Raw genomic sequence first — 22665 nt, forward strand, 5'->3', positions numbered from 1 at the left:
CTGTTGAACTGGCTCTCTACCAGAGCGGGGCCGCCGCGCGCAAGTGACAATAGCTGCACATTGCGCCGCCCTTGACGGCTCGCCGCTCTTGCCGCACAAAGAACCCGAACGGCGACCAGCCATTACCCAAGACACACCGCATGCAAATCATCGAAAACGTCATCCTCGATCGCGACGGAACCATCATCGTGGACAAGCACTATCTCCACGACCCCGCGCAGATCGAATTCATCCCCGGCGCAACGGACGGGCTTGCCCGCCTGCACGCCGCAGGTATTCGGCTGTTCGTGGCCACCAACCAGTCCGGCATCGGACGGGGCTACTTCACTCAGGCCGACTATCTCGCCGTGGAACGCCGCATGAACGGCCTTCTGGCCTCGGCTGGTGCACCCATCACCGGCACGGCCTTCTGCCCTCACGCCCCGGACACCGCGTGCGACTGCCGCAAGCCGGACATCGGCATGTGGAAGGCCCTCGCCGCCACCCACGCCCTGAACCCGCAACGCACCGTCATGATCGGCGACAAGGCCGCCGACGTGCGCTTCGGCATCGACGCGGGCCTTGCTGCGTCCATTTTGGTGCTGACGGGAAAGGGAGCCGGACAGCTCGAAAAATACGGACTCTCGCAGCCGGAAGGGCCATGGAGCGAAACGGCTCCACTGCGGCCGGGCCTGCCCCACTACGTGGCGCGGGACCTTGGCGCGGCCTGCGACTGCATTCTTCATTATAACGCATCATCCGGCACACGCACCACATGACCAAAATAGGAATCTGGAACACCGCATTTCTGGGCGACGCCGTACTCACGCTGCCGCTCATCCACTCGCTGGCCCGGGCCTACCCCGAGGCCGAGCTGCATTTCTTCGTGCGCAAGGGACTGGAGAGCCTCTTCGCCGCCCAGCCCGAGCTGGCCTCGGTGCGCGGCTTCGCCAAGCGAGGAGCGCAGAGCGGCTTCGGCGGCGCGTACGGCCTTGGCCGCGCCCTCGCCAACGAACGCTTCGACCTGTGGATAAGCGCCCACACCAGCCTGCGCAGCGGACTCATCGCTCGCTGGACCAGCGCGGCCCGGCGCATCGGCTATTCGCGCCCGTGGTTCAATAACTGGCTCTACACCCACACCGTGGACCGCGCCTTCGACCGCTTCGACGAGATCGAACGCCTGCTTCGGCTCCTCGAACCGCTGGACGCGCAGCCCATCGCACAGCCGCACCTCGTCCTGCCGGAAGACTCCCACACCCGCGCCGACGCATTCTTCGCGACGCTTGGCGACGACGCACCCATCCTCGGCGTGCATCCCGGCTCCACATGGCCCACCAAGCAGTGGCCCGTCGAATATTTCGCCCGGACGGTGAAGCTCGCGGCGGAAAACGGCGCTCGCGTCATCGTATTCGCCGGGCCGTCGGAAGCACCTCTTGCCGCGCAGGTCATTGCGCAGGCGGACCTCGGCCCGCTAGCCGAACGGGTCACGAACCTCGCGGGCGCGCTCTCCCTGCCGGACCTCGCGGCCCACATCGGGCGCGTGGGCTGCTACTTAAGCGGCGACTCCGGCCCCATGCATCTGGCATGGGTGCAGGACACCCCGCTGGTCGCCGTCTTCGGCCCCACAGTGCGCAGGCTCGGCTTCTTCCCGCGCGGCCCGCATTCCACGGTGCTCGAAGCGGACCTACCCTGCCGCCCCTGCTCGCTACACGGTCCGCGCGAGTGCCCGCAGGGGCACCACCGCTGCATGCGCGACATCACGCCCGAAACTGCATGGGCCGCCATCGCACCCAAGCTGGAGGCCCACCGTGGCTAAAGCGCTACCCGACAACTGGCTCGTCATCAGACTTTCCGCGCTGGGCGACGTGGTCCTGACCACCGGCGTCCTCGCGCATCTGCACGAGACACGCGGCTGGCGCTTCCACGTACTCACGCGAAAGGCCTTCGCCCCCGCCCTCACCGGACACCCCGCCGTGGACAAAATCATCATGCCCGACGAGGAAAGCCTGCACGGTCCGGGCTGGATTCGCGCAACGCGCACGCTGGCCTCGCAATATTCGGGATGGGGGCTTCTGGACCTGCACGGCACGCTTCGGTCCATGATGCTCGCCGCCCGCTGGAACGGCCCGGTGCGCCGCTATCCGAAATTTTCGCTGAGTCGCCGCCTGTTCGGCCGCACCCGCTTGGCCATGTTCGGCGATCGCCTCGCGGCCCTCAACGTGCCACAGCGCTACGCACTCGCCGTGGACGACACCGCGCCCGCTCGCATGGACGTCCGCCCGCGCATCCACCTCTCACACGACGAACGCACCTTCGCGGACGACATTTTCATCCGCCACGGCCTAAATGCCCCCGTGGCGGCGCTGCACCCCTACGCCACCCACGCGGGCAAACAGTGGCCTAAAGCGCACTGGCTACGGCTGACGCAGCTCCTGCGCGAGGCTGGCTGGCGCTGTATCGTGCTAGGCCGCGACCCGCAGCCGCTCTTCGGGGATGACGCGCCTGAAGGCGTCATCGACTTCACGGGCAAAACCACCATCCGCCAGACATGCGCACTCCTCGCCCGCGCGGACGTCCTCGTCACCGGCGATTCCGGCCCCATGCACCTCGGCACCGCCGTGGACACGCGAACCGTGGCGCTCTTCGGCCCCACCACGGAGCACTGGGGCTTCTTCCCCAGCGGCGAGCACGACATCGTGCTCCAGACGGACCTGCCCTGCCGCCCCTGCTCGCTGCACGGTGGCAAGGGATGCCGCCTCGACACACGCTGCATGCGCGACATCAGCCCCGAGACCGTGGCTCAAGCCGTCATCGGCTGACCCACCCGTCGCCCATCGCATCGCACGCAAAAACGGCCGCCTCGTCCATGGGCGGCCGTCGCTTTTTTCAAAAGAGGGAAAGGAGCTGTTCAGCCGCCAAAAATGCGCTTGCCGGTAACGTCCATGATCTCCTTGGCTCTGTCGAGGGACGTGTCGGCGTCGTAGGCCTGCTTGGCGTGGTTGTAGGCCTCGTCGTACTTACGCCATTCGAGATACATCTCGGCCATATGCAGAAGCGTCTTCGGATGCGTGCCGAAGGTACGGATGGCGAACTTGTACATCTTTTCCATCTTCGGATACTCGCGAGCGTTCTTATAGGCCTGCACGGCAAAAGCGAGGGCCTTGCTGTCGCGCGGATCATGATCGAGGGCCTGTTCGAGCACCTCGCCCGCCTCGAAGAACAACCCGGCCTTAAGCATGCGTGCGCCCACGTCGCGCAGAATTCCATCCTCACCGCCGAATTCCTCCACCACATGGCGCAGGATGCTCTTGCCCTTCGGGAAGTCCTTGGCGTCAAGCGCCTCCTGCGCGCGGGCCAGCAAGTCCTCCTTGCGGGCAAGGCGCTCGGCCTCGGCGTTTTCCTCGGCGGCCTTCTGCGCCCCTTCAAGGCCTTCCAGCGTATGTTCGATGAAATCCAGCACCTCCCGCTCACCCCCGCGCTTGAACGCCACGTAGGGCGTGGTGTGCACATTCCTCGCCGCCATAAACGACTTCACGTCCGGATGCCGATTGAAGTCCTTGAGGAATTCCTGCAAATGCACCTCAACTTCGAAACGCGCGCGGCCGAATATCTTTCCCGTCAGCATCTGACGAAGCGCATCCTCCGCATGATGGAGCGCCTTGGCGACTTCCCCCTTAAGCAACGCGGACTTGGCCCGCGCGAAGTCCTCCCGTACCCGCTTGTCCGGCGTATCGAACATCATTCCCCTCCCCGCCGTGGTCTTCCGGAATGGCGAAACATGTCATGCACCATTCTTCTGCATTGCACATCCTGACGAAACATTCAAGGTTCAGGCCGTGATGCATGGAAATCCCATTGCAGCACCATCCCCGCGTTCCCGACCGCTCCCGCCATGAAAGCAAAAGGCCTGCGACACACGTCGCAGGCCTTCGAGATCGTAAGGTATTTTCATTCAGACGAATCGGATCAGCTGGCCACCCACTGTCGCGCCACGCGCTCGCGCTCGGCATCGAGACACCGCTCCACACCCCCGGGCACGAGGCCACGAAGCCGCCGCCCCGCGCACCAGCGCTCGCGCACGAAAGACGAACTGACGTCGATGCGTGGCACACAGACGAAATCCAGCCGCGTGCCGCCGCCGAAGCGCCACGCGCCTTCGCCCTCACACACGGCGTCCGGCCACGTTTCGGCCACGAAGGCCGTCACACGGTCGAGGTCTTCGTCGATACGGTTGGCCACGGCGAGATTAACCATCTCCGGAATGCGCATGCCCCGGTTCCAATGCGGCAGGGCATGCAGATCGCACGCGCCCATGATGAACCAGAACTCGTCGCCCGGCCGGGTTTCGCGCAAGAGGGTCAGCGTATCCACCGTGTAGGACGGGCCGCTGCGCTCGGCCTCGACGCGGTTCACGCGCAATCCGGCAACGCCGTCCACGGCGGCATCGACCATGGCCGCGCGCAGTTCGAAATCCAGCATGTCCGGACCGGCCTTGTGCGGCGGCACGGCGGCGGGAATAAGCTCCACCCAGTCGAGCGCGAGCTGTTCAAGCGTCTCGACGGCCAGACGGACGTGACCATTGTGCACGGGGTTGAAACAGCCCCCGAGAAGTCCGATGCGTGCCACTAGCCGCGCACCTGTCCTTCGCCGAAGACCACGAACTTCGAGCTGGTGAGTTCGGTGACCCCCATGGGACCGTAGGCGTGCAGCTTGGACGTGCTAATGCCGATTTCCGCGCCAAGGCCAAGCTCGCCGCCGTCGTTGAAGCGCGAGGAAGCGTTGATGGCCACCATGGACGCGTCGGCCTCGCGCAGGAAGCGCATGGCGCGGTCGTGATCCTGCGTGACGATGATCTCGGTATGATTGGACCCGTGCGCGGCGATGTGATCGAGGGCCTCGGTCTCGGAATCCACGACCTTCACGGCCAGGACAAGCGCATGGAACTCCATACCCCAGTCCTCGGCGCAAGCGGGAACGGCCGCACTGCCAAGCAGCGGCAGCGAGCGTTCGCAGGCGCGAAGCTCCACGCCGTCACGCCCGAGGCGCTCGGCAACCATGGGCAGGAAACGCTCGGCCACGGCGGAATGCACCAGCAGGCACTCCAACGCGTTACACACGCCGGGGCGCTGCACCTTGCCATTGTGGACGATCTCCACGGCGCGGTCGAGGTCCGCCGCGCGGTCGATGTAGGCATGACACACGCCCTTGTAGTGCTTGAGCACGGGCATGGTCGCGTCGGCGACGACGGCGCGGATGAGGTTCTCACCGCCACGGGGAATGATGACGTCGATGAATTCGTCGAGCTTGCACAGGGCGGGCACGGCGGCGCGGTCGGTGGTGGGCACCACCTGCACGGCGTCCTCGGGTAGCCCGGCCTCGGCGAGGACGCGATGGATGAGAGACGCGAGGAAGCGATTGGAGTGGAAGGCTTCCCTACCGCCGCGCAGGATGACGGCATTGCCCGCCTTAAGACACAAAATGGCCGAATCCACCGTAACGTTGGGGCGCGACTCGTAGATCATGGCGATAACGCCGAGAGGGATGCGCATCCGCCCCACCAGCAGACCGTTGGGGCGCTTCCACATGGTGGAAATCTCGCCCACGGGGTCGCTCTGGGCGGCCACCACGCGGCAGGCCTCTGCCATGGCGTCGACCACGGCGGGCGTCAGGCGCAGGCGATCCAGCCGCGCGCTATCCATTCCGGCTTCGGTGGCGGCGGCGATATCCAGAGCGTTGGCTTCGGCGATGGCGTCGCCCTCGGCCTCCAGAAGCTGCGCCAGCCTGTTCAGCACATCGACCTTCACCGTCGCGGAGGCAACCGCCATCCGCCGGGATGCGGCGCGGGCCTTGCGCCCCATGTCCCGCATCATTTCCTGAATATTCATCATTCCTCCTCGCACGGCGATCCGACACGCCCTGCATCGCGTTGCACGCGCCCGGCCCGCGCGAAAGGACGAATTGCATTCGGAATACCGGGAAAAGTCCTTGAAATCCTACGAAAAACGATTACAACAGAAATGGAAAAAATCCTACAAGAGTTCTTTTGACATTTCTGTAAAGCAGCGATAAAAATACTGACCCCGCATTGCGGGCTGCCTTTTTTGTGCCAAATCCCGCCAGCAAGTCAATATGCACCTTATGGAGGACAGACCGAGATGACCGACACCGCTTCCGCTCCGAATCAGGGAGCCCCCGTGGAAGAACTTCTGGAAAACGTACCGTCGAAGCTGCACCCCGTGCTGCAGGCCATCGTCGACAACATTCGTTTCATTCTGGCAGGCATCGCGCTGCTTGTCATCGCCGTAGGCGCCAGCGCCGTGTACAAGCACGTCCAGGCCTCCGCCGTGGAAAAAGCCCGCACCGAGATTGGTGAAGCCCTCGCCAAGGCTCCGGCCGAACGTGTCGCGGCGCTCGACGCGCTTGCAGCCTCCGCCCCCGAGGAACTTCGCGCCGCCATTGCCCTTGAGCTGGCTGGCGCCCTGTCCGAGGCTGGCGACCATGACCGCGCCGCCGCCGAACTCGGCAAGATCGTCGCCTCCGGCAACGCCGTAGGCCCCATGGCCGCGCTTGGTCAGGCAGCCGAGCTGTCCCGCGCTGGCAAGAACGCCGAAGCCCTCGCCGTTCTCGAATCCGCATCCGCCAATGCCCCCGCCGCCTTCGCGCCCGTCTTCGCCCGCCAGACCGCCGTCCTCGCAGAGGCCACCGGCGACCTCGCCCGCGCCCGCGCCGCCTACGAGAAGCTGCTCGAAGCGGCCACCGCAGGCAACAAGGGCTACATCGAAGACAAGATCGCCCGCCTGGAGGCTCAGATCGCCAAGAACTCCTAGGGCGCCGTCCCCGGGTTTTCCGATACGCAATGCATAGGGAGAATCTGCATCATGTCTCATCCGCTTCTCAACAAGGACGGCGGGGAACGCCATCTGCTTCTGGGCAACGAAGCCATCGTGCGCGGCGCCCTTGAAGCTGGCGTGGCCTTTGTCAGCTGCTACCCCGGCACACCGTCCTCCGAGGTGCCGGACACCTTCTTCCGGCTGTCCCCCGATGGGGACTACACCTTCGAGTATTCCGTCAACGAGAAGGTCGCTCTTGAAGTGGGCGGCGGCGCGGCCCTTGCCGGTGCCCCCACCCTCGTCACCATGAAGCACGTCGGCGTCAACGTCGCCGCGGACCCGCTCATGACGCTGGCCTACATTGGCACGCCGGGCGGTCTGGTGCTTCTTTCCGCCGACGACCCGGGCTGCCATTCCAGCCAGAACGAGCAGGACAACCGCTACTACGCCCGTATCGCCGGAATGCCCGTGTTCGAGCCGTCCTCCGCGCAGGAAGCCAAGGACATGACGCGCGACGCCTTCGAGCTGTCGCGCCGTTTCGAGCAACCCGTCATGCTGCGCACCACCACCCGCGTGGCGCATCTGCGCGGTCCCGTGGACTTCGGTCCGCGCCCCGGCGCACTGCATGGCCCAGACTTCACCAAGAATCCCGGGCGCTTCGTACCGGTTCCGGCCGTCTCCCGCGCACGCCACATCGCGCTGCTGGAGAATCTGACCAAGATCCGCGAAGCCGTCGAGTCCTCCCCGTGGAACACCGTCTCCGGCAACGGCGAGGTGGGCGTGGTCGCTTCGGGCATGGCCCGGGCCTACGTGGCCGACGTCCTCGACGAGGAACGCTTCAGCGGCCGCTTCCGCGTGCTGAACCTGGGTCTGACCTATCCCCTGCCCGAGGAAAAGCTCGCGAACTTCCTGCGTGAGGTCCGCCGCGTGCTCGTGGTCGAGGAAGGCGAACCGCTCGTGGAGCAGGCCCTTCGCGCCATCGCGCAGGAAAGGGGCATCGACGTCGAGATCGTGGGCAAGGGCAAGCACCTGACCCGCCTCGGCGAATACTGCACGCGGCAGGTCCGCCTTGCCGTGGCCGATTTCGTGGGTGAGACGGACGCCACGGCGTCCTGCCCCGCCCCCGAGAAGCTGCCCATGCGTCCGCCGAACCTCTGCGCCGGCTGTTCGCACCGCGCCCTGTACTACACCATCCGTCAGGCATACGGCGACAACGCCGTGTACTCCTCGGACATCGGCTGCTACACCCTCGGCCTGCTGCCCCCGCTCTCCGCTGCGGATTTCCTGCTGTGCATGGGTTCCTCCGTCAGCGCTGGTTGCGGCTTCGCCAAGGCACAGGACAAGCCCGTGGTCGGCTTCATCGGCGACTCGACCTTCTTCCACTCCGGCATCACCGGGCTGGTCAATGCCGTGTACAACCGCCACGACATCCTGCTGGTGATCCTCGACAACCGCACCACGGCAATGACCGGCCATCAGCCCAATCCCGGCGTGGACACGACCATCCACGGCGAGAACCCGAGCAAGGTGGACATCGAGACCATCGTGCGCGGCTGCGGCGTGGAGCACATCCGTCGCGTATCGCCCTACAACTTCAAGAAGACCATGGCCGCCGTGGAAGAGCTGAAAGCCCTGCCCGGCGTGCGCGTCCTCATCGCCGAGGAACCATGCGTCCTGTTCGCCCGCCGCACCCTGCGCAAGGCACGTCCCAACGTGGCCTACGTGGCCGAACAGACCGAGGCCGTGACCCGCTGCCTGACCGAACTCGCCTGCCCGGCCTTCCGCAAGGACGGGGACGAGGTCGCCATCAGCGAGCACCAGTGTGCGGGCTGCATGTTCTGCATGCAGATCTGCCCCGACATCAAGGCGCGAAAGAGGAGCCAGTCATGACCGGAACTCGCGTATTCCTCACCGGCGTAGGCGGACAGGGCACTCTCACCGCCACCATCATTCTCGGCCAGGCAGCCATGGACAAGGGCATCGACGTCACCGCCGGCGAAGTGCACGGCATGGCCCAGCGCGGCGGCGTGGTGGAATCCACCCTGCTGCTCGGCGGCTACCGCAGCCCCCGCATCAGCCACGGCGAAGCGCATGTGCTACTCGGCTTCGAGCCGCTCGAAACCCTGCGCGCCCTGCCCTACCTCGTGGCCGAAGGCGGCACCATCGTCTCCAACGCCGAGCCGATCATGCCGCTTGGCGTGACCATGGGCCGCGAAACCTACCCCAGCCTCGATGACATCCGCAAAAGGGCCGAAGCCTGCGCCAGCCGCGTGGTCTTCCTGCCCTGCCAGAGCATCGGCGCCGAGGTGGGCGCATTGCAGTGCGGCAACCTCGCCCTTCTGGGCGCGGCCTGCGCCACCGGCGCGCTGCCCCTCACGCCCGACGATCTCATCGCCGCCGTGAAGGCACGTCTGAAGCCCAAGGTCGTGGACATGAACCTCAAGGCCATCGACCTTGGGGTTGCCGCGGTTTCCTGATTACGACTCACACGCGGGGAGCCACGGCTCCCCGCACAACCCAACAAAGCGATGCCACGCCAAGCCATCTCGCCGGAACGACAGTCCGCGTACTTCGATACGCTGATACGGATCGTTGAGGAAATCGGTCCGCATGGTGCCATGCAGTCTGGCCTGAAGACCATCCTGCGCACCCTGTGCGACGAGCACGGGTACAAGCGCGCCCTGCTGACCATCTTCGACCCCGAAACAAATACCCTCAAACTCAGCGTGACCGTCGGTTCCCAGCGGTATGCGGAGGTTTCCTACCAACCGGGACAAGGCGTGACTGGCGAGGTCATGAACTCCGGCAAGCCGGTCATCGTGCCGGTTCAGAAGGACCACCCGTCCTTCCTGAACCTCGCCTTCGGCCGGACCAAGGAGGAGATGGCGCATCTGGGCTTCATTTGCGTGCCCGTGCGCTACGCCGACCCCGGCGAGGCCGCGGAAATCCTCGGCACCCTGTCCGTGGACGTGCCCGCCGCCGACCCGTCCGAGCTTGAGACCGATTGCATGTTTCTGCAGGTGGTAGCCTCCCTCGTCGCCCGTCAGGTGGCGACGTTGCAGGAGGAACTGGCCATGCAGCGCCACCTGATGGCGCAGGGCCTTCCGCCCGTGCAGGCCGGAACCGAGGGCTACGCGCATCCGAACATCGTGGCTGCGTCCAAGCCCATGCGCATGGTGCTCCAGCAGGTGTCGCAGGTCGGCCCCAGCCGCGCGACGGTGCTTCTGCGCGGCGAATCCGGCACCGGCAAGGAATTGCTGGCCGAGGCGCTGCACAGCGTCAGCCCGCGCAAGACCAAGCCGCTGATTAAGCTCAACTGCGCGGCCCTGCCCGCCGAACTTGTTGAATCCGAACTCTTCGGCCACACCAAGGGCGCATTCACCGGCGCGGTGGCCAACAAGAAGGGCCTCTTCGAACTCGCCGACGGCGGCACGCTGTTCCTCGACGAGATCGGCGAGCTGTCCCTCGAAGCGCAGGCCAAGGTGCTGCGCGCCATTCAGGAGCGCGAAATCCAGCGCATCGGCAGCGAACAGACCATCCGCGTGGACGCCAGGCTCATCACGGCGACCAACCGCCCGCTGGAAAAGATGCTGGAGGAAGGCACCCTGCGCGAGGACCTCTTCTACCGCATCAACGTCTTTCCCATCTTCATTCCGCCGCTGCGCGAACGCAGGCTCGACATCCTGCCGCTGTCCGAACACTTCATGCAGCGCTACGCCGAGGAGTACGGCAAGAACGTCAAACGCATCTCCACCCCGGCCATTGATCTGCTCCAGCAGTACCACTGGCCCGGAAACGTGCGCGAACTGGCCAACTGCATGGAACGCGCCGTGCTCATCTGCGACGAGGAGGTCATCCGCACCTACCATCTGCCGCCGAGCCTGCAGACGGCCGAATCCTCGGCCACGGACACCAGCCTCTCCTTCGGCGAGGCCGTGTCGCGCTTCGAGCAGGAACTTCTGGTGGATGCGCTGAAAAAAGCGCGCGGCAACATGCTTCAGGCCGCACGGGACCTCAAGGCCAGCTACCGCATCATCAATTACAAGGTGAAGAAGTACCGGCTGGACCCCAAGAAATTCGCCGTGGGCCGCTCGCGCAAGCGCTAGCAGCCTCCGGTTCGGGAATTCCATGCGAAAGGCTTCCGCTTCGGCGGGAGCCTTTTCCTTTTGCGCGTCCCCGCTGCGGGCATGCATTCACACGCCTGCGCAAAGCGTGCTAAAGTGGTCGCGTCCCATCCGTGACCATCCGCAGACGCGAGGAGCACCGCATGCTGCCACGTCCCAACCCCTACGGCCTGACGGACGCCGCAAAACGGCTCGAAGAGCGCCTCGCGTCCGGCGAGCTTTCCGGCGCGGACCTCGCAGGCGAGTTGGGGGAATTCATGCGGGTGGTGGCACACGTCATCGCCGACGCGCAGATCATCCCACAGGATGCCCCAGCGCAGCGCGCGGCGGACATCGCCCATCCTGCACCGACCGTCGCGACGCAGGAACAACAGGCACAGTTGCAGCCTGCGACCTCCGAATTTCCCGCCGCGCCCCTCGCGGACGATGAACCCGAAGAGGACTTCGCCCTTGAGGAGGAACCAGGACTCCCAACGCTCGATCCCTTCGCGATGCGCGACACTGCGCGGGAGGAGCCTCAAGCGCAGACATATGCCGAAGCGCCATGCCCGCCGCAGCGCCCGACGCGACGGGTCATCGTCACCGGCAACGCGGACTGGGAACAGCCCGCCAGTTCCCCCGCCATGTTCATGGGCAACCCGGAAGCCGACGGCCTCGACATGTTCGCCTGCACCATGTTCGGCCCCAATCCGGCCTGTGACACGCCAGACACTACGGACGGCGAAACTGCCGATCGCGAACGGCTGGCAGGCTGGGCCTCCCAGTCCTTCGCATCGCAGAAAAGCCCCCACGCGGCAGCGCTCCTCTCGCTCATCATTCCTGGGAGCGGGCATTTCTACGTCGGCCACGCGCCCCTCGGCATCGCCTATTTCATCGCGGCCACGGCCTGCGCATACGGCACGGCGGCCCTCGGCAGTCCGCTCGCCCTCGGCGCGTTCATCGGCCTCGGCGTCTCCGGTGCCATCGGCACCTTTGGCATGGCACAGGAGCACAACGACCGGGAGCAAGCCTTTCGCAGAACCAGCCCCGTGGCCACTGCGCACGGCGCACACCGCGAATCCACCCTCACCGCGCGCCACCTGCCTTAGAAATTCCGTCCTCGCCAACCATGAAAAAGGGCGGAACCTCCCGGCTCCGCCCACATAATCATCACATCCAGCACACGACGCTCAATCGCGCCGCACCCGCAGGAGCCGCGCGCCCTCGCGGTCGTCCTCCACGACGTATCCTGCGGCATGCATCTCGTCGCGCAGGGCGTCGGCACGGGCAAAATCCCGTGCGGCACGGGCGGCGCTACGCGCCTCCACCAACGAAGCGACCTCGGCTGGCCACTCGCATGGCGGCACGGGCAACGCCTCGCGGTCCAGAATCCGCAGCACATCATCCACGGCCATAAGCTGGTCGAGGCAGGCCCGAGCCTCGCCCGGAGCCAGCGCGCCATCCAGCGCATGCCGCCGAATGCCCCGGCAAAAGCCGAACAGCTCCGGCCAGAAGGAATACAGCGCCAGATCGCGCTCAATGGCCTCGCGGAAGGCTGCACGAAGATTGACCTTCATCTCGGCCACGCCGCCCTCGGCCGCGCCCTCGCGCCCCGCACGGGCCGACAGCGCGGCGGCAAGCTCCTGCACGCGGCGACGGTTGGAGTCCCACATGGACAAGGTCTGCGTGGAGAAATCGAGCGTCTTGCGGTAGGCGGCGGAGAGCAGCCACATGCGTAGCGTCTGCGGGCAAAAGCCTTCGTCGAGAAGCGCGCCGACGCTCATGCGGGAGTGCGAATCCCGATCCGCGGCAACCACGGGCGAGGCCAGAAGCCACGCGCGCGGGCTCGCCCCGTCCGAAGCTGTCCAGATGGAGCGCAGATTCTCCAGATGCGGGAAGCGGTGGGACTCGCCGCCCATGAACACGGTGGGCACGCCGCCCGCGGCGCGGGCCGCAGCGGCCATCTGCACGAACCAACTCGGCCGCACGTTGCCCCAGCAGGTTTGCCAGCACTCGCCGTCCTTGAGGTCACGTAGCGAGGCGCGCTTGAGCAGCGTGAAATCCTGCGGATTGCCCTTCACGTAGTCGGCGAGGTCCACGGTCTTGCCGAGGGACAGCTTGTCCAGATCGGCCTGCCCGAGCCTGCCGTAGTCGCCGTCGCGGCTCACGTCGAAATAGACGGACCGCAGCTTCTCGTAGGCCAGCCCGCTGCCGAGCAGACCACCACACAGGGCGAGGATGTCCTCGCGCCCGTCCCCGGCGAGGGAAAGCGCCACGTCGCCCATGTCGAGCTGCGCCGCGCGCGCGGCCACCATGTCCCGCACTTCGCGGGCGAAGTCCGAACGGGAAAGGTGCGCATCGCGCGAGGCAGCCATGGCGCGGTCGTCCATGTCCGGCAGTCCTGCGGCGAGCGTGGCATCAGCGCCGCGCAGGCCGAGGTAACGCCGCATGACGTCGAGGAAGGCGAGCCGTCGCCAGAAATCTGGGTCGTCCCAGCGGTCGAGGCTGGGACCGACGGTATACAGGCGGACGCTCCCGGTACAGGGCAGTACCACGTCGTCACCGGTCGCGCTGGCGAGGTGCACGCCCTGTTCGTCGGGCGTGGCGAAAAGCGAAGTGGACAGGTAGCGCTCGCCGCTGTCCGGAAAGATGACCACCACGGTGCCCTGCTCCAGTTCGGCGGCAAGGTGCACCGCACCGGCAAGCGCCGCGCCGGAGCTCATCCCCACCAGCAGGCCTTCCTCACGCGCGAGGCGACGGCAGTATTCGAAGGCCTCCTCGTCCTCGACGCGGATGATGCGATCGAGCAAGTGCTTGTTGAAAATGCCCGGAGGATAGGACTCCTGCATGTTCTTGAGGCCCTGAATATGATGGCGGGCGTAAGGTTCCACGGCGGCCACGCAGATGTCGGGATTCTCGCGCTTGAGCCGCTTGACCAGTCCCATGGCCGTGCCGGAGGTGCCAAGCGCGGCCACCACGTGGGTCACCCGCCCGTCGGTCTGCTCCCAAATCTCGCGGGCAGTGCCCTCAAAATGGGCCTGAATGCTGGCGGGGTTGTTGTACTGGTCCATGAGCACGTACTCGTCGGGGTGCTCGCGCGCCATGCGATAGGCCAATTCAATGGCTCCATCGGTGCCCAGCCGACCTTCGGTCAGCTCGATCTCCGCGCCGTAGGCCCGCAGGATGCGCTTTCGCTCCTCGGAGACGTTGTCGGCCATAATGAGACGCAGACGGTAGCCCTTGACCGCGCAGGCCATGGCCAGCCCGATGCCCGTGTTGCCGGAGGTCGGCTCGATGACCGTCCGCCCCGGCACGAGTTCTCCCGAACGCTCGGCGGCTTCGAGCATGGCTAGCGCCACGCGGTCCTTGATGGAGCCGCCGGGGTTGAAGTACTCGACCTTGGCCAAAATATTGACACCCTTGTGGGGGTTGAGTCGCCTGATCCGGACCAGCGGCGTGTTGCCGGCGCATTCGAGGATGTTGTCGTAGTGCATGGAAGTGTCTGGTATGTCCGGATGGTCGCTACCGCAATCCTGAATGCCGAGGAAAACGCCTTGGCATGGCAGGGTCCTTGCAAACTGGTCCATGATTCACCGCGCGAACACATGTCCGACGCATAGACACCAGACCAAGGCAGGGAGACGGCATGGAACTCTATAGGTTTCTCGAAAAGAACCTGAAGGCCCTGAAACGGCAGAACGCTCCGGTTGCGTCCTGGCTCGAAGGGGTGGATTCTGACCCCATTGCTCTCGAAAAGCAACTGATCGTGAACCGCTTCGGCCTCATGGACGTTCCGCTCGATCACGGCGGCTCCCTGTTCGAGGCCTTCCCGCCCCAGCACTACTATCAGTCATGGACTCCGGGCGAAGAGGCCCACCGCAACGCCTCCATCATCGTGGGCCTGAATCTGGGCTACGGCCTCGTGCAGGTTCTGCAAAACGCCCCGGCCACACACCGCATTCTCGTCGTGGAGCCGCGCCCGGAGATGCTTACGGCATGCCTCGGGCTGAGCGACTACACGCCATTCATCGAATCCGGGCAACTCGCCTTCCTCTCCCCGGTCGAATCCGAGGTCTACAACGCGGCCATCCGGCTGGACCTCCAGTTCCTGCACGGGCGCGTCAAGCTCCTCGCCGACTTCCCGAGTCAGCAACTTGGGCCGGAATATGCCCGCTGGATTCGCGTGGTGCGCAACATGCTCGAAGGCATCACCGTGGAACTCAACACACTGAGGCTGAGCCAAAACGTGATGGTCGGCAACGAGCTTGGCAACTACGTCCGCGCCTTTCGCGACGGTTCCCTCACGCCGCTTGCCGGAGCAGGACAGGGACTGACCGCGCTCATCGTGGGCGCAGGCCCATCACTCAACGACTTCGGCCCCGAACTGGCGACCATGCAGGGCAACGCGCTGGTCATCACCTCGCTCCAGACGCTCCCAGCCCTCCAGGCCGCAGGCATCAAGCCGCACCTGTGCATGGCCATCGACTACAGCGACGGCATGAAAAAGGTCTTCAATCGCCTCGATGCCGAATGGGCCGCCGACATCCCGCTTATCTACTCCACCAAGGTCTCGCCGGACGTCGTCTCGCGCTACCCCGGCCCCACCCTGCCGCTGTGGACCGTGGGCGGTCTGGCGACCTTCGTGCTCAACAAGACCGAACCCGTGTTCGACGCGGGCGGCAACGTCAACGTGACCATTCTGCGCTTCCTATCGTGGTGCGGAGTGAAGAAGCTGCTGCTTGCCGGGCAGGATTTCTCGTGGAGCGCAGAGCGCAGCCATGCAGCCGGACACCACGCCGCACGCCCGACGCGAACCTACGATCCCGCGCGGCACATGAAGCTCGAAAACATGCGCGGCGAAACCGTGTATTCCACCCTCGCCTACGTCACCGCCAAGCGAGACATGGAGCACGACATCGAAGGGCTATCCCTCGACGTCCTGAATCTCTACGGCGGCGGTCTGGACATCGCGGGGACGAAGGCCATCGGCATGGGCGAGGCGGCAGACGCGCTCGCCAGCGGCCAAGACCGCGTGGACCGCTTCCTCGCTATCCTCGCCTCGGCCCGCCAGTCGCGCCCGCGCCCCGTCTTCGAGGCCCGCGCCGCCACATGGACCCAGTCGCTTCGCGCGGCGACGAAGCGCATGGAAAAGCTGTTCCGCAAGCCCGTACGCAACCGCGCGGAAATCCGCAGGCTCATGGAACAGACCCTGTTCTTCCTGCGGCAGGACCCGCTGTACCTGCCCTACCTGTATAATGAGAGTATGGATCTCGCCGGATTGGCGCGGTTCACGCAGAACCCGGTCCCAGCGGACATGCGCCGCTACAGGGACGTCATCGCCCGCGCACTGGCGAAGGTGAAGGAGATGGACGCGGCGCTCGCCGCAGCGGAAGGCACGCAGGCCGCCTGACGCAATCTGCGAAGCTCACCCGGAGTTGCGCACCGGCTGTCCCGAGGGTATACCCGAAGCGCATCTTCAACCCTGACCGGAACGAAATACCATGCCCCAGAAGCATTCCACGCCCCTCATCGCCCTATGGGGGGCGTCCATCCTCGTCGTCTGCTGGCTGTCGCTCACGCCCAATATGCCCCAGCCAGTGGACATCAAGCACATCGACCTCGTGGAGCACCTGCTGGCCTACACATGGCTGGCGCTTCTTCCCATGCGGGCCTTCCGCACCCGGCAGGCGGCCATCGTGGCCGCAGGCTCCATGGTCTTCCTCGGCGCAGGCATCGAGATCGCCCAGCATTTCGTGCCGGGCCGCTTCACCTCCTGGGCGGACATGGCGGCCAACACGGCAGGCGTCGTCCTTGGCGTGTGGATCGGCGAGCGCATCAAGGAGCGCGAGTATTTCCGCACGCTGCGCCAAGCTCTTGGCGTCAAAGATCGATGAGGTGCACTTCAAGCTGCTTGCGGCCGAAATCGAGGGCAGCCCGCGTGTCGAACATGAAGATGTCCATCTGATTGCGCTTGTCCACGGCCATGAGGTCGTCGATGGTGAACACGCCGTAGTTCTTGATGTAGACCTTCTTGCCGAACACCCACCCCGCATCGAACAGATCGCGCGACACGGCGACGATTCCCTGCCGCACAGGCCGGTTGGAAGCCGTGTGGAAAGGCGAGTCGTCGGTTTCGGCCTCGCGCGGGCTGTAGGCGGTCACCGTCAGCACGCGCGAACGCCGAAGCTCCTGAATGCTCCGGTGATTATTGACGATAAACCGATAGAACAGCCCCGTCGCGTCGCTGTCCCGAGCCATGGTCATTTCCATGGATTCTATCCGGTCCAGCCCATCATCGAGTCTTTCCGACAGCGCAACGAGCTGCCAATGCTCCACGAACAGCGCCACGGACAGCGCCACGATTGCAAGAAATGAAAATATCCTGTACATCCTGAACTCCAGAAAATCTGACATGCTCCATCATTCCAAGGCATTGGAACGATGAACCCTCAACTCGGGCCATGATTGAAGCTCACTATAAGTAAAGCGTCACATCATTGCATCAACAAATTGCGCAAACCCTACTTCCGCGAATCAGGACTGCACCTGCCCCCTCCCTGCGGCCTTGCCACGGAACACGCCATGCCCTATAAGCGCCGCATGCGTACTGAAAATCCTGCCCTGCACTTCGTGCTGGGATCGTTGCCGCTCATCGCGCTGGTCGCGGTGCTTCCGCTGGCCTTCGGCGGAGAATTCGCCCTCGCCGAGGCCATGCGCCAACACAAGAACGCGCACGACCTGCTCCGTGAAATAGCCTTCTTCTTCACGGACTGGGGCAACCCCGCATTCTACCTGACATTTCTGGGCATCCTCGTTCACGGGGTGCGCACGAAAAATGAAAACCTCACGAAATTCGCGCTGACCTACGCCGCCTGCCAGTTGGCCATCTGCCTCTGCCTCGTCAATCTGACCAAGATGGCGCTTGGCCGTCCGCGCCCGCTGACCGGCGAAACCGTGTACCACCTGCTGACGCTCGACCCGCACTTCCACTCGCTGCCGTCCGGCCACACCGCCGACGCCACGGGTTCCGCGCTGGCGCTGGCCCTGTGGCGGCGCAACATGGGGCTGACAATCTCCCTCGGCGTCCTTTTGGCGCTCATGGGCTTCACGCGGATCTACCTGTTGCAGCACTATCCCTCGGATGTCTTCTTCGGCTGGGCCTACGGAGCCGTCTCCGCATGGGCCATCTTCACCTTCGGACTCAAAAAGGACACCCCAGCCCATGAATAAGTTCCTTTCGCGACTGTGGACCGTGGCGGCGCTTCTGCCGCTCGTGGTTCTTGGCCTCGTGCTCGCGGCGCAGACGCTGCCCGCCCTCGACAGCCGGGCCCTGTGGTTCTCGGACGAAATCCGCTACGCCAACGTCTTCGAGCATGTCGTTCATGCCAAGAAGTGGCTGGTGATGTACTTAAACGGTGTGCCCTACCCGGACAAGCCTCCGGTCTACTTCTGGTTCCTCACGGCGTTCATTCCCTTCTTCGGCTCGTCGAACCCCACGCTGTTCTTCGCCGGAGCGGCGGCCAGCGCGCTCCTGTTCATCGCCGCCATGCTGACCATGAACCGCCTTGTGCTGCGCGGCGGACGCGAAACGGGACTCGCCGCCGGCATCATCCTGCTCACCTGCTTCTACTTCGTGGCGCTGACCCACTACTCGCGCATGGACCTGCTCTTCGCGGCCATCATCACCGCCGCGCACGTCTGCCTGTTTGGCGCATGGCAGCGCGAAAAGGCCATGGGACTGACCGTGGCGGGCTTCGTGCTCGCCGCAGTGGCCACGCTGACCAAAGGCCCGCTCGGCCTCGTGTTTCCGCTTCTGGCCTCGGTGGTCTATCTCGCATGGAGCGGACGCCTCTACCGCCTGTTCCGGCGCGACGTGGCCGTGGGCATCGGCGCGGCGCTCGGCATCCTCCTCGCGTGGATCGGCGCGGCGTGGATCGGCGGCGAGCATGATCTGGTCAACAACATCTTTTACAAGCAGATCTACCGCCGCGCGGTGAACGCCTCGCACCACGAGCAGCCTTTCTGGCACTACTTCGCCACGTTCCCGGCGGCCTTCCTGCCGTGGACCTTCGTCGCGTTCCTGCTGCCCTTCGGCAAGCTCGTGAAGGGCGAATTCTGGAAATCCCTGTGGTACGCCCGTCACGCCGACGTGGACAGCGAAGGCTCCGGCAAAAGCTACCTGTGGTGCGCCCTCGTCTCAGGCTTCGTCCTGCTGACCTGCCTGAGCACCAAGATCGTCGTCTATCTGCTGCCGCTCTTCCCGCCGCTGGTTCTGCTCACTGCGCAGGCCGTGCTGGCCTTCGACGCCGTGCGCACCCGCAGGCTGATGCTGGCCGTAGCCGGGCTGTTCGCGCTTCTGGCCGTGGCCACGCCACTGGTCAACATCTTCACGCAGTGGCCCGAATACCTCAGCGGCCTGTGGCTTCTGGCCGTCGCCTGCGGCGTGGTCGCCCTCGTTCTGTGGCGCTACGCCACCCGCTTCGACATCCGCGCCGCGCTCATCACGCTGGCCGCGCTGGTCACCCTGTGGGTGCAGCCGCTGGCTCTCGTGGCCGTGCCGGAGCTCGACTCCGTCATGAGCCCGCGCGAGCAGGCCGAGGTGATGGGCGAATTCATCGAGGCAGGCTACACGCCCGCCGCATACAAAATCTACTCCGGCGTCTACACCTACTACTGCGGCGCGAACGTCCTCGAAACGCAGGATCTCAACCTCATCACTGGCATGGCAACCGGCGGCGAACGCCTCGTCCTCGGCATGCAGAAGCGCTACTGGGATTCGTGGGAAAACCGCCCGGAAAACCTGCACGTCATCCACGAGCAATGGATCGCGGACCGCCCCTACGTGCTCGCGGTCAACACCCCCGGCGACGCGCCTGTCGCGGCCGATGTGACCGTTACAGCACCTGCGCTTCCCGTCGGAGAAGCGGCAGAAGCACCCGCGCCGACAGCCGCGCCCGAGGTACCCGCCGCGACGCCCGCACCGGTCGTTCCCGCGCTACCCGTGATGCCTGAAACGGTCCCGGCTCCCGTCGTGCCGGAAGCGGCTCCAACCCCGGTCCCCGCGCCCGTCATGGAGACCGCTCCTATCGCCCCGATCCCGACTCCCGCAGCACAGCCGGAAGCCGTCGCCCCTGCGGCGGACGCCGCACCTGCCGCGCCCGCCGAACCGGGCCTCTTCTCGAAGATTCTCGACGCCCTCGGCGGATTCGCAGCCGACGCATGGCATTCGCTGACCGCCGCGCTGGCGGACTTCTGGACCTCGTGGACGGCCCCCAAGGGCGACGTGCACGAGCAGAACGAGGGCACCGGCCTGTTCATGAAAACCATGCAGTGGCTTTCGGACGTGACCCGTGGCGATGTGGACGAGCCGGACATGGATCAGCCCATCCTGCCCGAGACGATACAGGAATCCGGAGCGACCCCTGTCGGCCCTGAAGTCACCACTCCTGAAGCCGCCGCTCCGGGAACTGCCGCACCGGGCGCCATTGACCCGGACGCCACAGCTCCCGAGGCACTGCAGCCCGAAGCGGCTCCGGCGCAAGACGCCACCAACGGCACGGCCCCCGCAGATTCGACGCCCGCCGCACCGGGCGACGGCGCTGACGTGACCCCGGCAACCGACGCCCCCACGGGCATCGCCATCTGAAACCGGCCCACGCCCATGGGCAGCGGCCAGCGGAGACGCCATGCGTGACGCCATCCGGAACACATTCGTACTGATCGCACCGCTTGCGCTGGTGGCCCTTGCGCTATGGCGGATGCCGCTCACCGCGAGCGAGACTCCCTGCTGGGAGGTCCGCCGCCCCGTGTCCCACGACGTGCTTGCGCCTGACTCGACGCTCGCACCCGGCAAGGCGCCCGCACAGGTCGCGATTCCGGCGCAGCTTCCGGCTCCCGCCGCACAGGCGGAATCCGGCAAAGCGACAGACGAGGCACCCGCCCCGGCTCCGACGCAGGGCCAGACGCTTACGACCGTAAAGGCCTCGCCCGCCACGGCACCCACCGTGACCGGCGTACACTACGCGGCCGCAGAGGACGTCCTCGACGTGACCATCCGCACGGACGGCGGGATACCGCGCTTCACGGCATTCCCCCTCGATTCGCCGCCGCGCATCGTTGTGGACGTCTTCGCCCAGAGTGCCCTGCCCGACGCGCAACAAGAGCTGCTGGTGGACTGTGCGCGGGCCAACCGCATCCGCACGGGCTTCCACCCCGCGCGCGGCGTGGTGCGCACCGTCATCGAAACCACGGCGGAAGGTCTGGCGCACTTCGACGTCCGCGCCACTGACGACGCCGTGCACGTGCTCATCGGGCACAAATAACGCCCACGAAACGAATTCCCACGCGAAAGGCCCCGAATGCACACGCATCCGGGGCCTTTCGCTCCTGTGGTCTCCACCAGCCCAGCGCTACCCGGCGCAGACCTGATTGCGTCCCTTCTTCTTGGCCTTGTACAGTGCCTTGTCCGCCTCCTTGAGCACGTCCTCCGGATTCTGGCGGGCATCGGTCCGTTCGGCGAGACCTATGGAAATCGTCACGGACACCGTCTTACCCGCCGACGCGCCAGCGCCCTTGCCACGGGATGGTTTCCCCTTGGCATCGGCATCCTTAGGCTTCTTCGCGGGGCGATCCTTGGAGCGCACGGCAAAGGGCGAGCCCTCGATGGCCGCGCGCACGGCGTCCAGATGCGGCAGGGCCTCCTGCGCGTTGCCGCGCGGGAAAAGGATAGTAAACTCCTCGCCGCCGTAGCGGTAGGCCGCACCGCCCCCGGTCACGCGGGCAAGGCGGCTGGCGACCATGCGTAGCACTTCGTCGCCAACGTCATGCCCGTAGGTGTCGTTGAACTTCTTGAAATGGTCCACGTCTCCCATGGCCACGGCGTAGCGCCCGCCAAGCTTGCGGAAGTCCGCCACCAACGCCCGGCGCGACGGCAACCCCGTCAGTTCGTCGAGAAAGGCCATGCGGTAGGAATCCTGAAACAGCGGAACGACGATGCACCCCGCCGCCGCGCAGAAGAAGAGCGCCACGAAGTCCGGGCGTCCCGCGACATGCATCCCCGCCGCGACGCCGACGACGCACCCAGCGAATCCCGCATCCAGCGGCTCGTCGCGCACAACGCCGCGCACGATGAAGAACGCCGCCGCCACGGCCACCGCCAGCAGCGCAGGCTGCGGCAGCCACGTCCACGCATCCGCCCATTGCGGCAAAAGCCGCGCATGCAGCGTCTCAGCCACGGCCACGCGCATGGCCTGCGCACCCTCGGCCGAGGGGATGCCGAATCCGCCATCGACGGCGAAACACGTGACCGTACCGACGATGCTCACCATGGCAAGCACCACCGCGCCCCACGCCGTGAATACACCCCGGTCGCCAAGCACCCCCAGCAGCACGAGCATGAGCGGAAAGGATATGGCGTAGGCGGGATAGGCGATCTGGCCGAGTGCCCCTGCCCCTATGCCCGCCGCAAAGAACGCCTGCATCATCGCGAATCCGCAAACGAGAAAAGCGAGGGCAAACACGCCACGGCTGCGCTTGAAACGCCCACACAGCAGAGCGCCAATGCCCGCCAGCACGTATGGAGCAACGGCGAGCACGCCGGACGGGAGCGGCGGATGCATCGCCACCACCACGGCCGTGCCAACAAGACAGGCTATGGGAAATATCAACACGTTCACAAGGGTTCGCATGGGGCGTCTTCTCCTGTTGGGTCGGCCTTGTACCATGCCGGTGCCACACTGAAAACCCCACGCCCC

At 65.6% G+C, this 22665-nt stretch carries 19 protein-coding genes; 13 read left to right on the plus strand and 6 right to left on the minus strand.

Translation table 11 applies throughout. The features are described from left to right. Nucleotides 1-140: 140 nt before the first annotated feature. Genes GGQ74_RS05275 through GGQ74_RS05285 form a run of 3 tightly spaced genes read left to right on the plus strand, consistent with a single transcriptional unit; the run spans nucleotide 141 to nucleotide 2798 of the window. Entirely contained in the window at nucleotides 141-758 is a 618-nt protein-coding gene (locus tag GGQ74_RS05275; RefSeq protein ID WP_167940463.1) for a D-glycero-alpha-D-manno-heptose-1,7-bisphosphate 7-phosphatase, read from the plus strand. Continuing rightward, nucleotides 755-1795 (plus strand): glycosyltransferase family 9 protein, encoded by a 1041-nt coding sequence (locus tag GGQ74_RS05280; protein WP_167940464.1) that lies wholly within the window; start codon nucleotides 755-757, stop codon nucleotides 1793-1795. The genes GGQ74_RS05275 and GGQ74_RS05280 overlap by 4 nt, the downstream gene beginning before the upstream one ends. Beyond that, nucleotides 1788-2798 (plus strand): glycosyltransferase family 9 protein, encoded by a 1011-nt coding sequence (locus GGQ74_RS05285; RefSeq protein WP_167940465.1) that lies wholly within the window; start codon nucleotides 1788-1790, stop codon nucleotides 2796-2798. Before GGQ74_RS05280 ends, GGQ74_RS05285 begins: the two co-directional genes overlap by 8 nt. A gap of 89 nt (nucleotides 2799-2887) precedes the next feature. Here the strand turns inward: GGQ74_RS05285 and GGQ74_RS05290 are convergent, their stop codons facing one another. The 3 genes from GGQ74_RS05290 to GGQ74_RS05300 form a co-directional block, all read right to left on the minus strand. Continuing rightward, nucleotides 2888-3721 carry a tetratricopeptide repeat protein gene (locus GGQ74_RS05290; RefSeq protein WP_167940466.1) on the minus strand — a complete coding sequence of 278 codons (834 nt, stop codon included), beginning with the start codon at nucleotides 3719-3721 and terminating at the stop codon, nucleotides 2888-2890. A 224-nt stretch (nucleotides 3722-3945) separates the two neighbouring features. Continuing rightward, nucleotides 3946-4605 carry a nicotinate (nicotinamide) nucleotide adenylyltransferase gene (gene nadD / locus GGQ74_RS05295; protein ID WP_167940467.1) on the minus strand — a complete coding sequence of 220 codons (660 nt, stop codon included), beginning with the start codon at nucleotides 4603-4605 and terminating at the stop codon, nucleotides 3946-3948. Beyond that, nucleotides 4605-5864 carry a glutamate-5-semialdehyde dehydrogenase gene (locus GGQ74_RS05300; RefSeq protein ID WP_167940468.1) on the minus strand — a complete coding sequence of 420 codons (1260 nt, stop codon included), beginning with the start codon at nucleotides 5862-5864 and terminating at the stop codon, nucleotides 4605-4607. The genes nadD and GGQ74_RS05300 overlap by 1 nt, the downstream gene beginning before the upstream one ends. A 270-nt stretch (nucleotides 5865-6134) precedes the next feature. Here GGQ74_RS05300 and GGQ74_RS05305 point away from each other — a divergent pair, with 270 nt between their 5' ends. The 5 genes from GGQ74_RS05305 to GGQ74_RS05325 all read left to right on the plus strand — a co-directional run bounded on the left by GGQ74_RS05305 (nucleotide 6135) and on the right by GGQ74_RS05325 (nucleotide 12021). Beyond that, complete coding sequence (locus GGQ74_RS05305; RefSeq protein ID WP_167940469.1) at nucleotides 6135-6806, plus strand: tetratricopeptide repeat protein; 672 nt, start codon at nucleotides 6135-6137, stop codon at nucleotides 6804-6806. Between the two features lie 51 nt (nucleotides 6807-6857). After that, a complete protein-coding gene (gene iorA, locus GGQ74_RS05310) occupies nucleotides 6858-8699 on the plus strand; it encodes an indolepyruvate ferredoxin oxidoreductase subunit alpha (RefSeq protein WP_167940470.1) in 1842 nt (613 codons plus the stop codon). Beyond that, complete coding sequence (locus GGQ74_RS05315) at nucleotides 8696-9286, plus strand: indolepyruvate oxidoreductase subunit beta (protein WP_167940471.1); 591 nt, start codon at nucleotides 8696-8698, stop codon at nucleotides 9284-9286. Before iorA ends, GGQ74_RS05315 begins: the two co-directional genes overlap by 4 nt. Before the next feature lie 51 nt (nucleotides 9287-9337). After that, nucleotides 9338-10915 (plus strand): sigma-54-dependent Fis family transcriptional regulator, encoded by a 1578-nt coding sequence (locus GGQ74_RS05320; protein ID WP_167940472.1) that lies wholly within the window; start codon nucleotides 9338-9340, stop codon nucleotides 10913-10915. A gap of 161 nt (nucleotides 10916-11076) precedes the next feature. Beyond that, nucleotides 11077-12021: a hypothetical protein gene (locus GGQ74_RS05325; protein WP_167940473.1), complete on the plus strand. Its 945-nt coding sequence runs from the start codon at nucleotides 11077-11079 to the stop codon at nucleotides 12019-12021. A gap of 81 nt (nucleotides 12022-12102) precedes the next feature. On the opposite strand, the gene GGQ74_RS05330 is transcribed toward GGQ74_RS05325, so the two are convergent. Beyond that, on the minus strand, nucleotides 12103-14406 hold the full coding sequence (locus tag GGQ74_RS05330) for a cysteine synthase (protein WP_167940474.1): 2304 nt from the start codon (nucleotides 14404-14406) through the stop codon (nucleotides 12103-12105). 152 nt (nucleotides 14407-14558) lie between these two features. Here GGQ74_RS05330 and GGQ74_RS05335 point away from each other — a divergent pair, with 152 nt between their 5' ends. Beyond that, the gene (locus GGQ74_RS05335) at nucleotides 14559-16322 is read left to right on the plus strand and encodes a motility associated factor glycosyltransferase family protein (protein ID WP_167940475.1); all 1764 of its coding nucleotides are present in this window, start codon (nucleotides 14559-14561) and stop codon (nucleotides 16320-16322) included. A gap of 91 nt (nucleotides 16323-16413) precedes the next feature. Continuing rightward, nucleotides 16414-16806, plus strand: coding sequence for a VanZ family protein (locus GGQ74_RS05340; protein WP_167940476.1), 393 nt, complete (start codon nucleotides 16414-16416; stop codon nucleotides 16804-16806). Here GGQ74_RS05340 and GGQ74_RS05345 read toward each other — a convergent pair. Continuing rightward, nucleotides 16793-17326 carry a 3D domain-containing protein gene (locus GGQ74_RS05345; RefSeq protein ID WP_167940477.1) on the minus strand — a complete coding sequence of 178 codons (534 nt, stop codon included), beginning with the start codon at nucleotides 17324-17326 and terminating at the stop codon, nucleotides 16793-16795. The two genes, GGQ74_RS05340 and GGQ74_RS05345, sit on opposite strands and share 14 nt — an antisense overlap. A 168-nt stretch (nucleotides 17327-17494) precedes the next feature. Here GGQ74_RS05345 and GGQ74_RS05350 point away from each other — a divergent pair, with 168 nt between their 5' ends. From GGQ74_RS05350 to GGQ74_RS05360, 3 genes are read left to right on the plus strand one after another with little or no spacing between them, the layout of a single operon-like run. Beyond that, nucleotides 17495-18142, plus strand: coding sequence for a phosphatase PAP2 family protein (locus GGQ74_RS05350; RefSeq protein WP_167940478.1), 648 nt, complete (start codon nucleotides 17495-17497; stop codon nucleotides 18140-18142). Beyond that, nucleotides 18135-20558 carry a glycosyltransferase family 39 protein gene (locus tag GGQ74_RS05355; protein ID WP_167940479.1) on the plus strand — a complete coding sequence of 808 codons (2424 nt, stop codon included), beginning with the start codon at nucleotides 18135-18137 and terminating at the stop codon, nucleotides 20556-20558. The genes GGQ74_RS05350 and GGQ74_RS05355 overlap by 8 nt, the downstream gene beginning before the upstream one ends. Nucleotides 20559-20598: 40 nt before the next feature. Then, the gene (locus GGQ74_RS05360) at nucleotides 20599-21234 is read left to right on the plus strand and encodes an AMIN domain-containing protein (protein ID WP_167940480.1); all 636 of its coding nucleotides are present in this window, start codon (nucleotides 20599-20601) and stop codon (nucleotides 21232-21234) included. A gap of 87 nt (nucleotides 21235-21321) precedes the next feature. Here the strand turns inward: GGQ74_RS05360 and GGQ74_RS05365 are convergent, their stop codons facing one another. Further along, nucleotides 21322-22599 carry a GGDEF domain-containing protein gene (locus GGQ74_RS05365; protein WP_209280071.1) on the minus strand — a complete coding sequence of 426 codons (1278 nt, stop codon included), beginning with the start codon at nucleotides 22597-22599 and terminating at the stop codon, nucleotides 21322-21324. Nucleotides 22600-22665 lie beyond the last annotated feature (66 nt).

This window comes from Desulfobaculum xiamenense (genome assembly GCF_011927665.1).
Classification (GTDB): Bacteria; Desulfobacterota; Desulfovibrionia; order Desulfovibrionales; family Desulfovibrionaceae; genus Desulfobaculum; species Desulfobaculum xiamenense.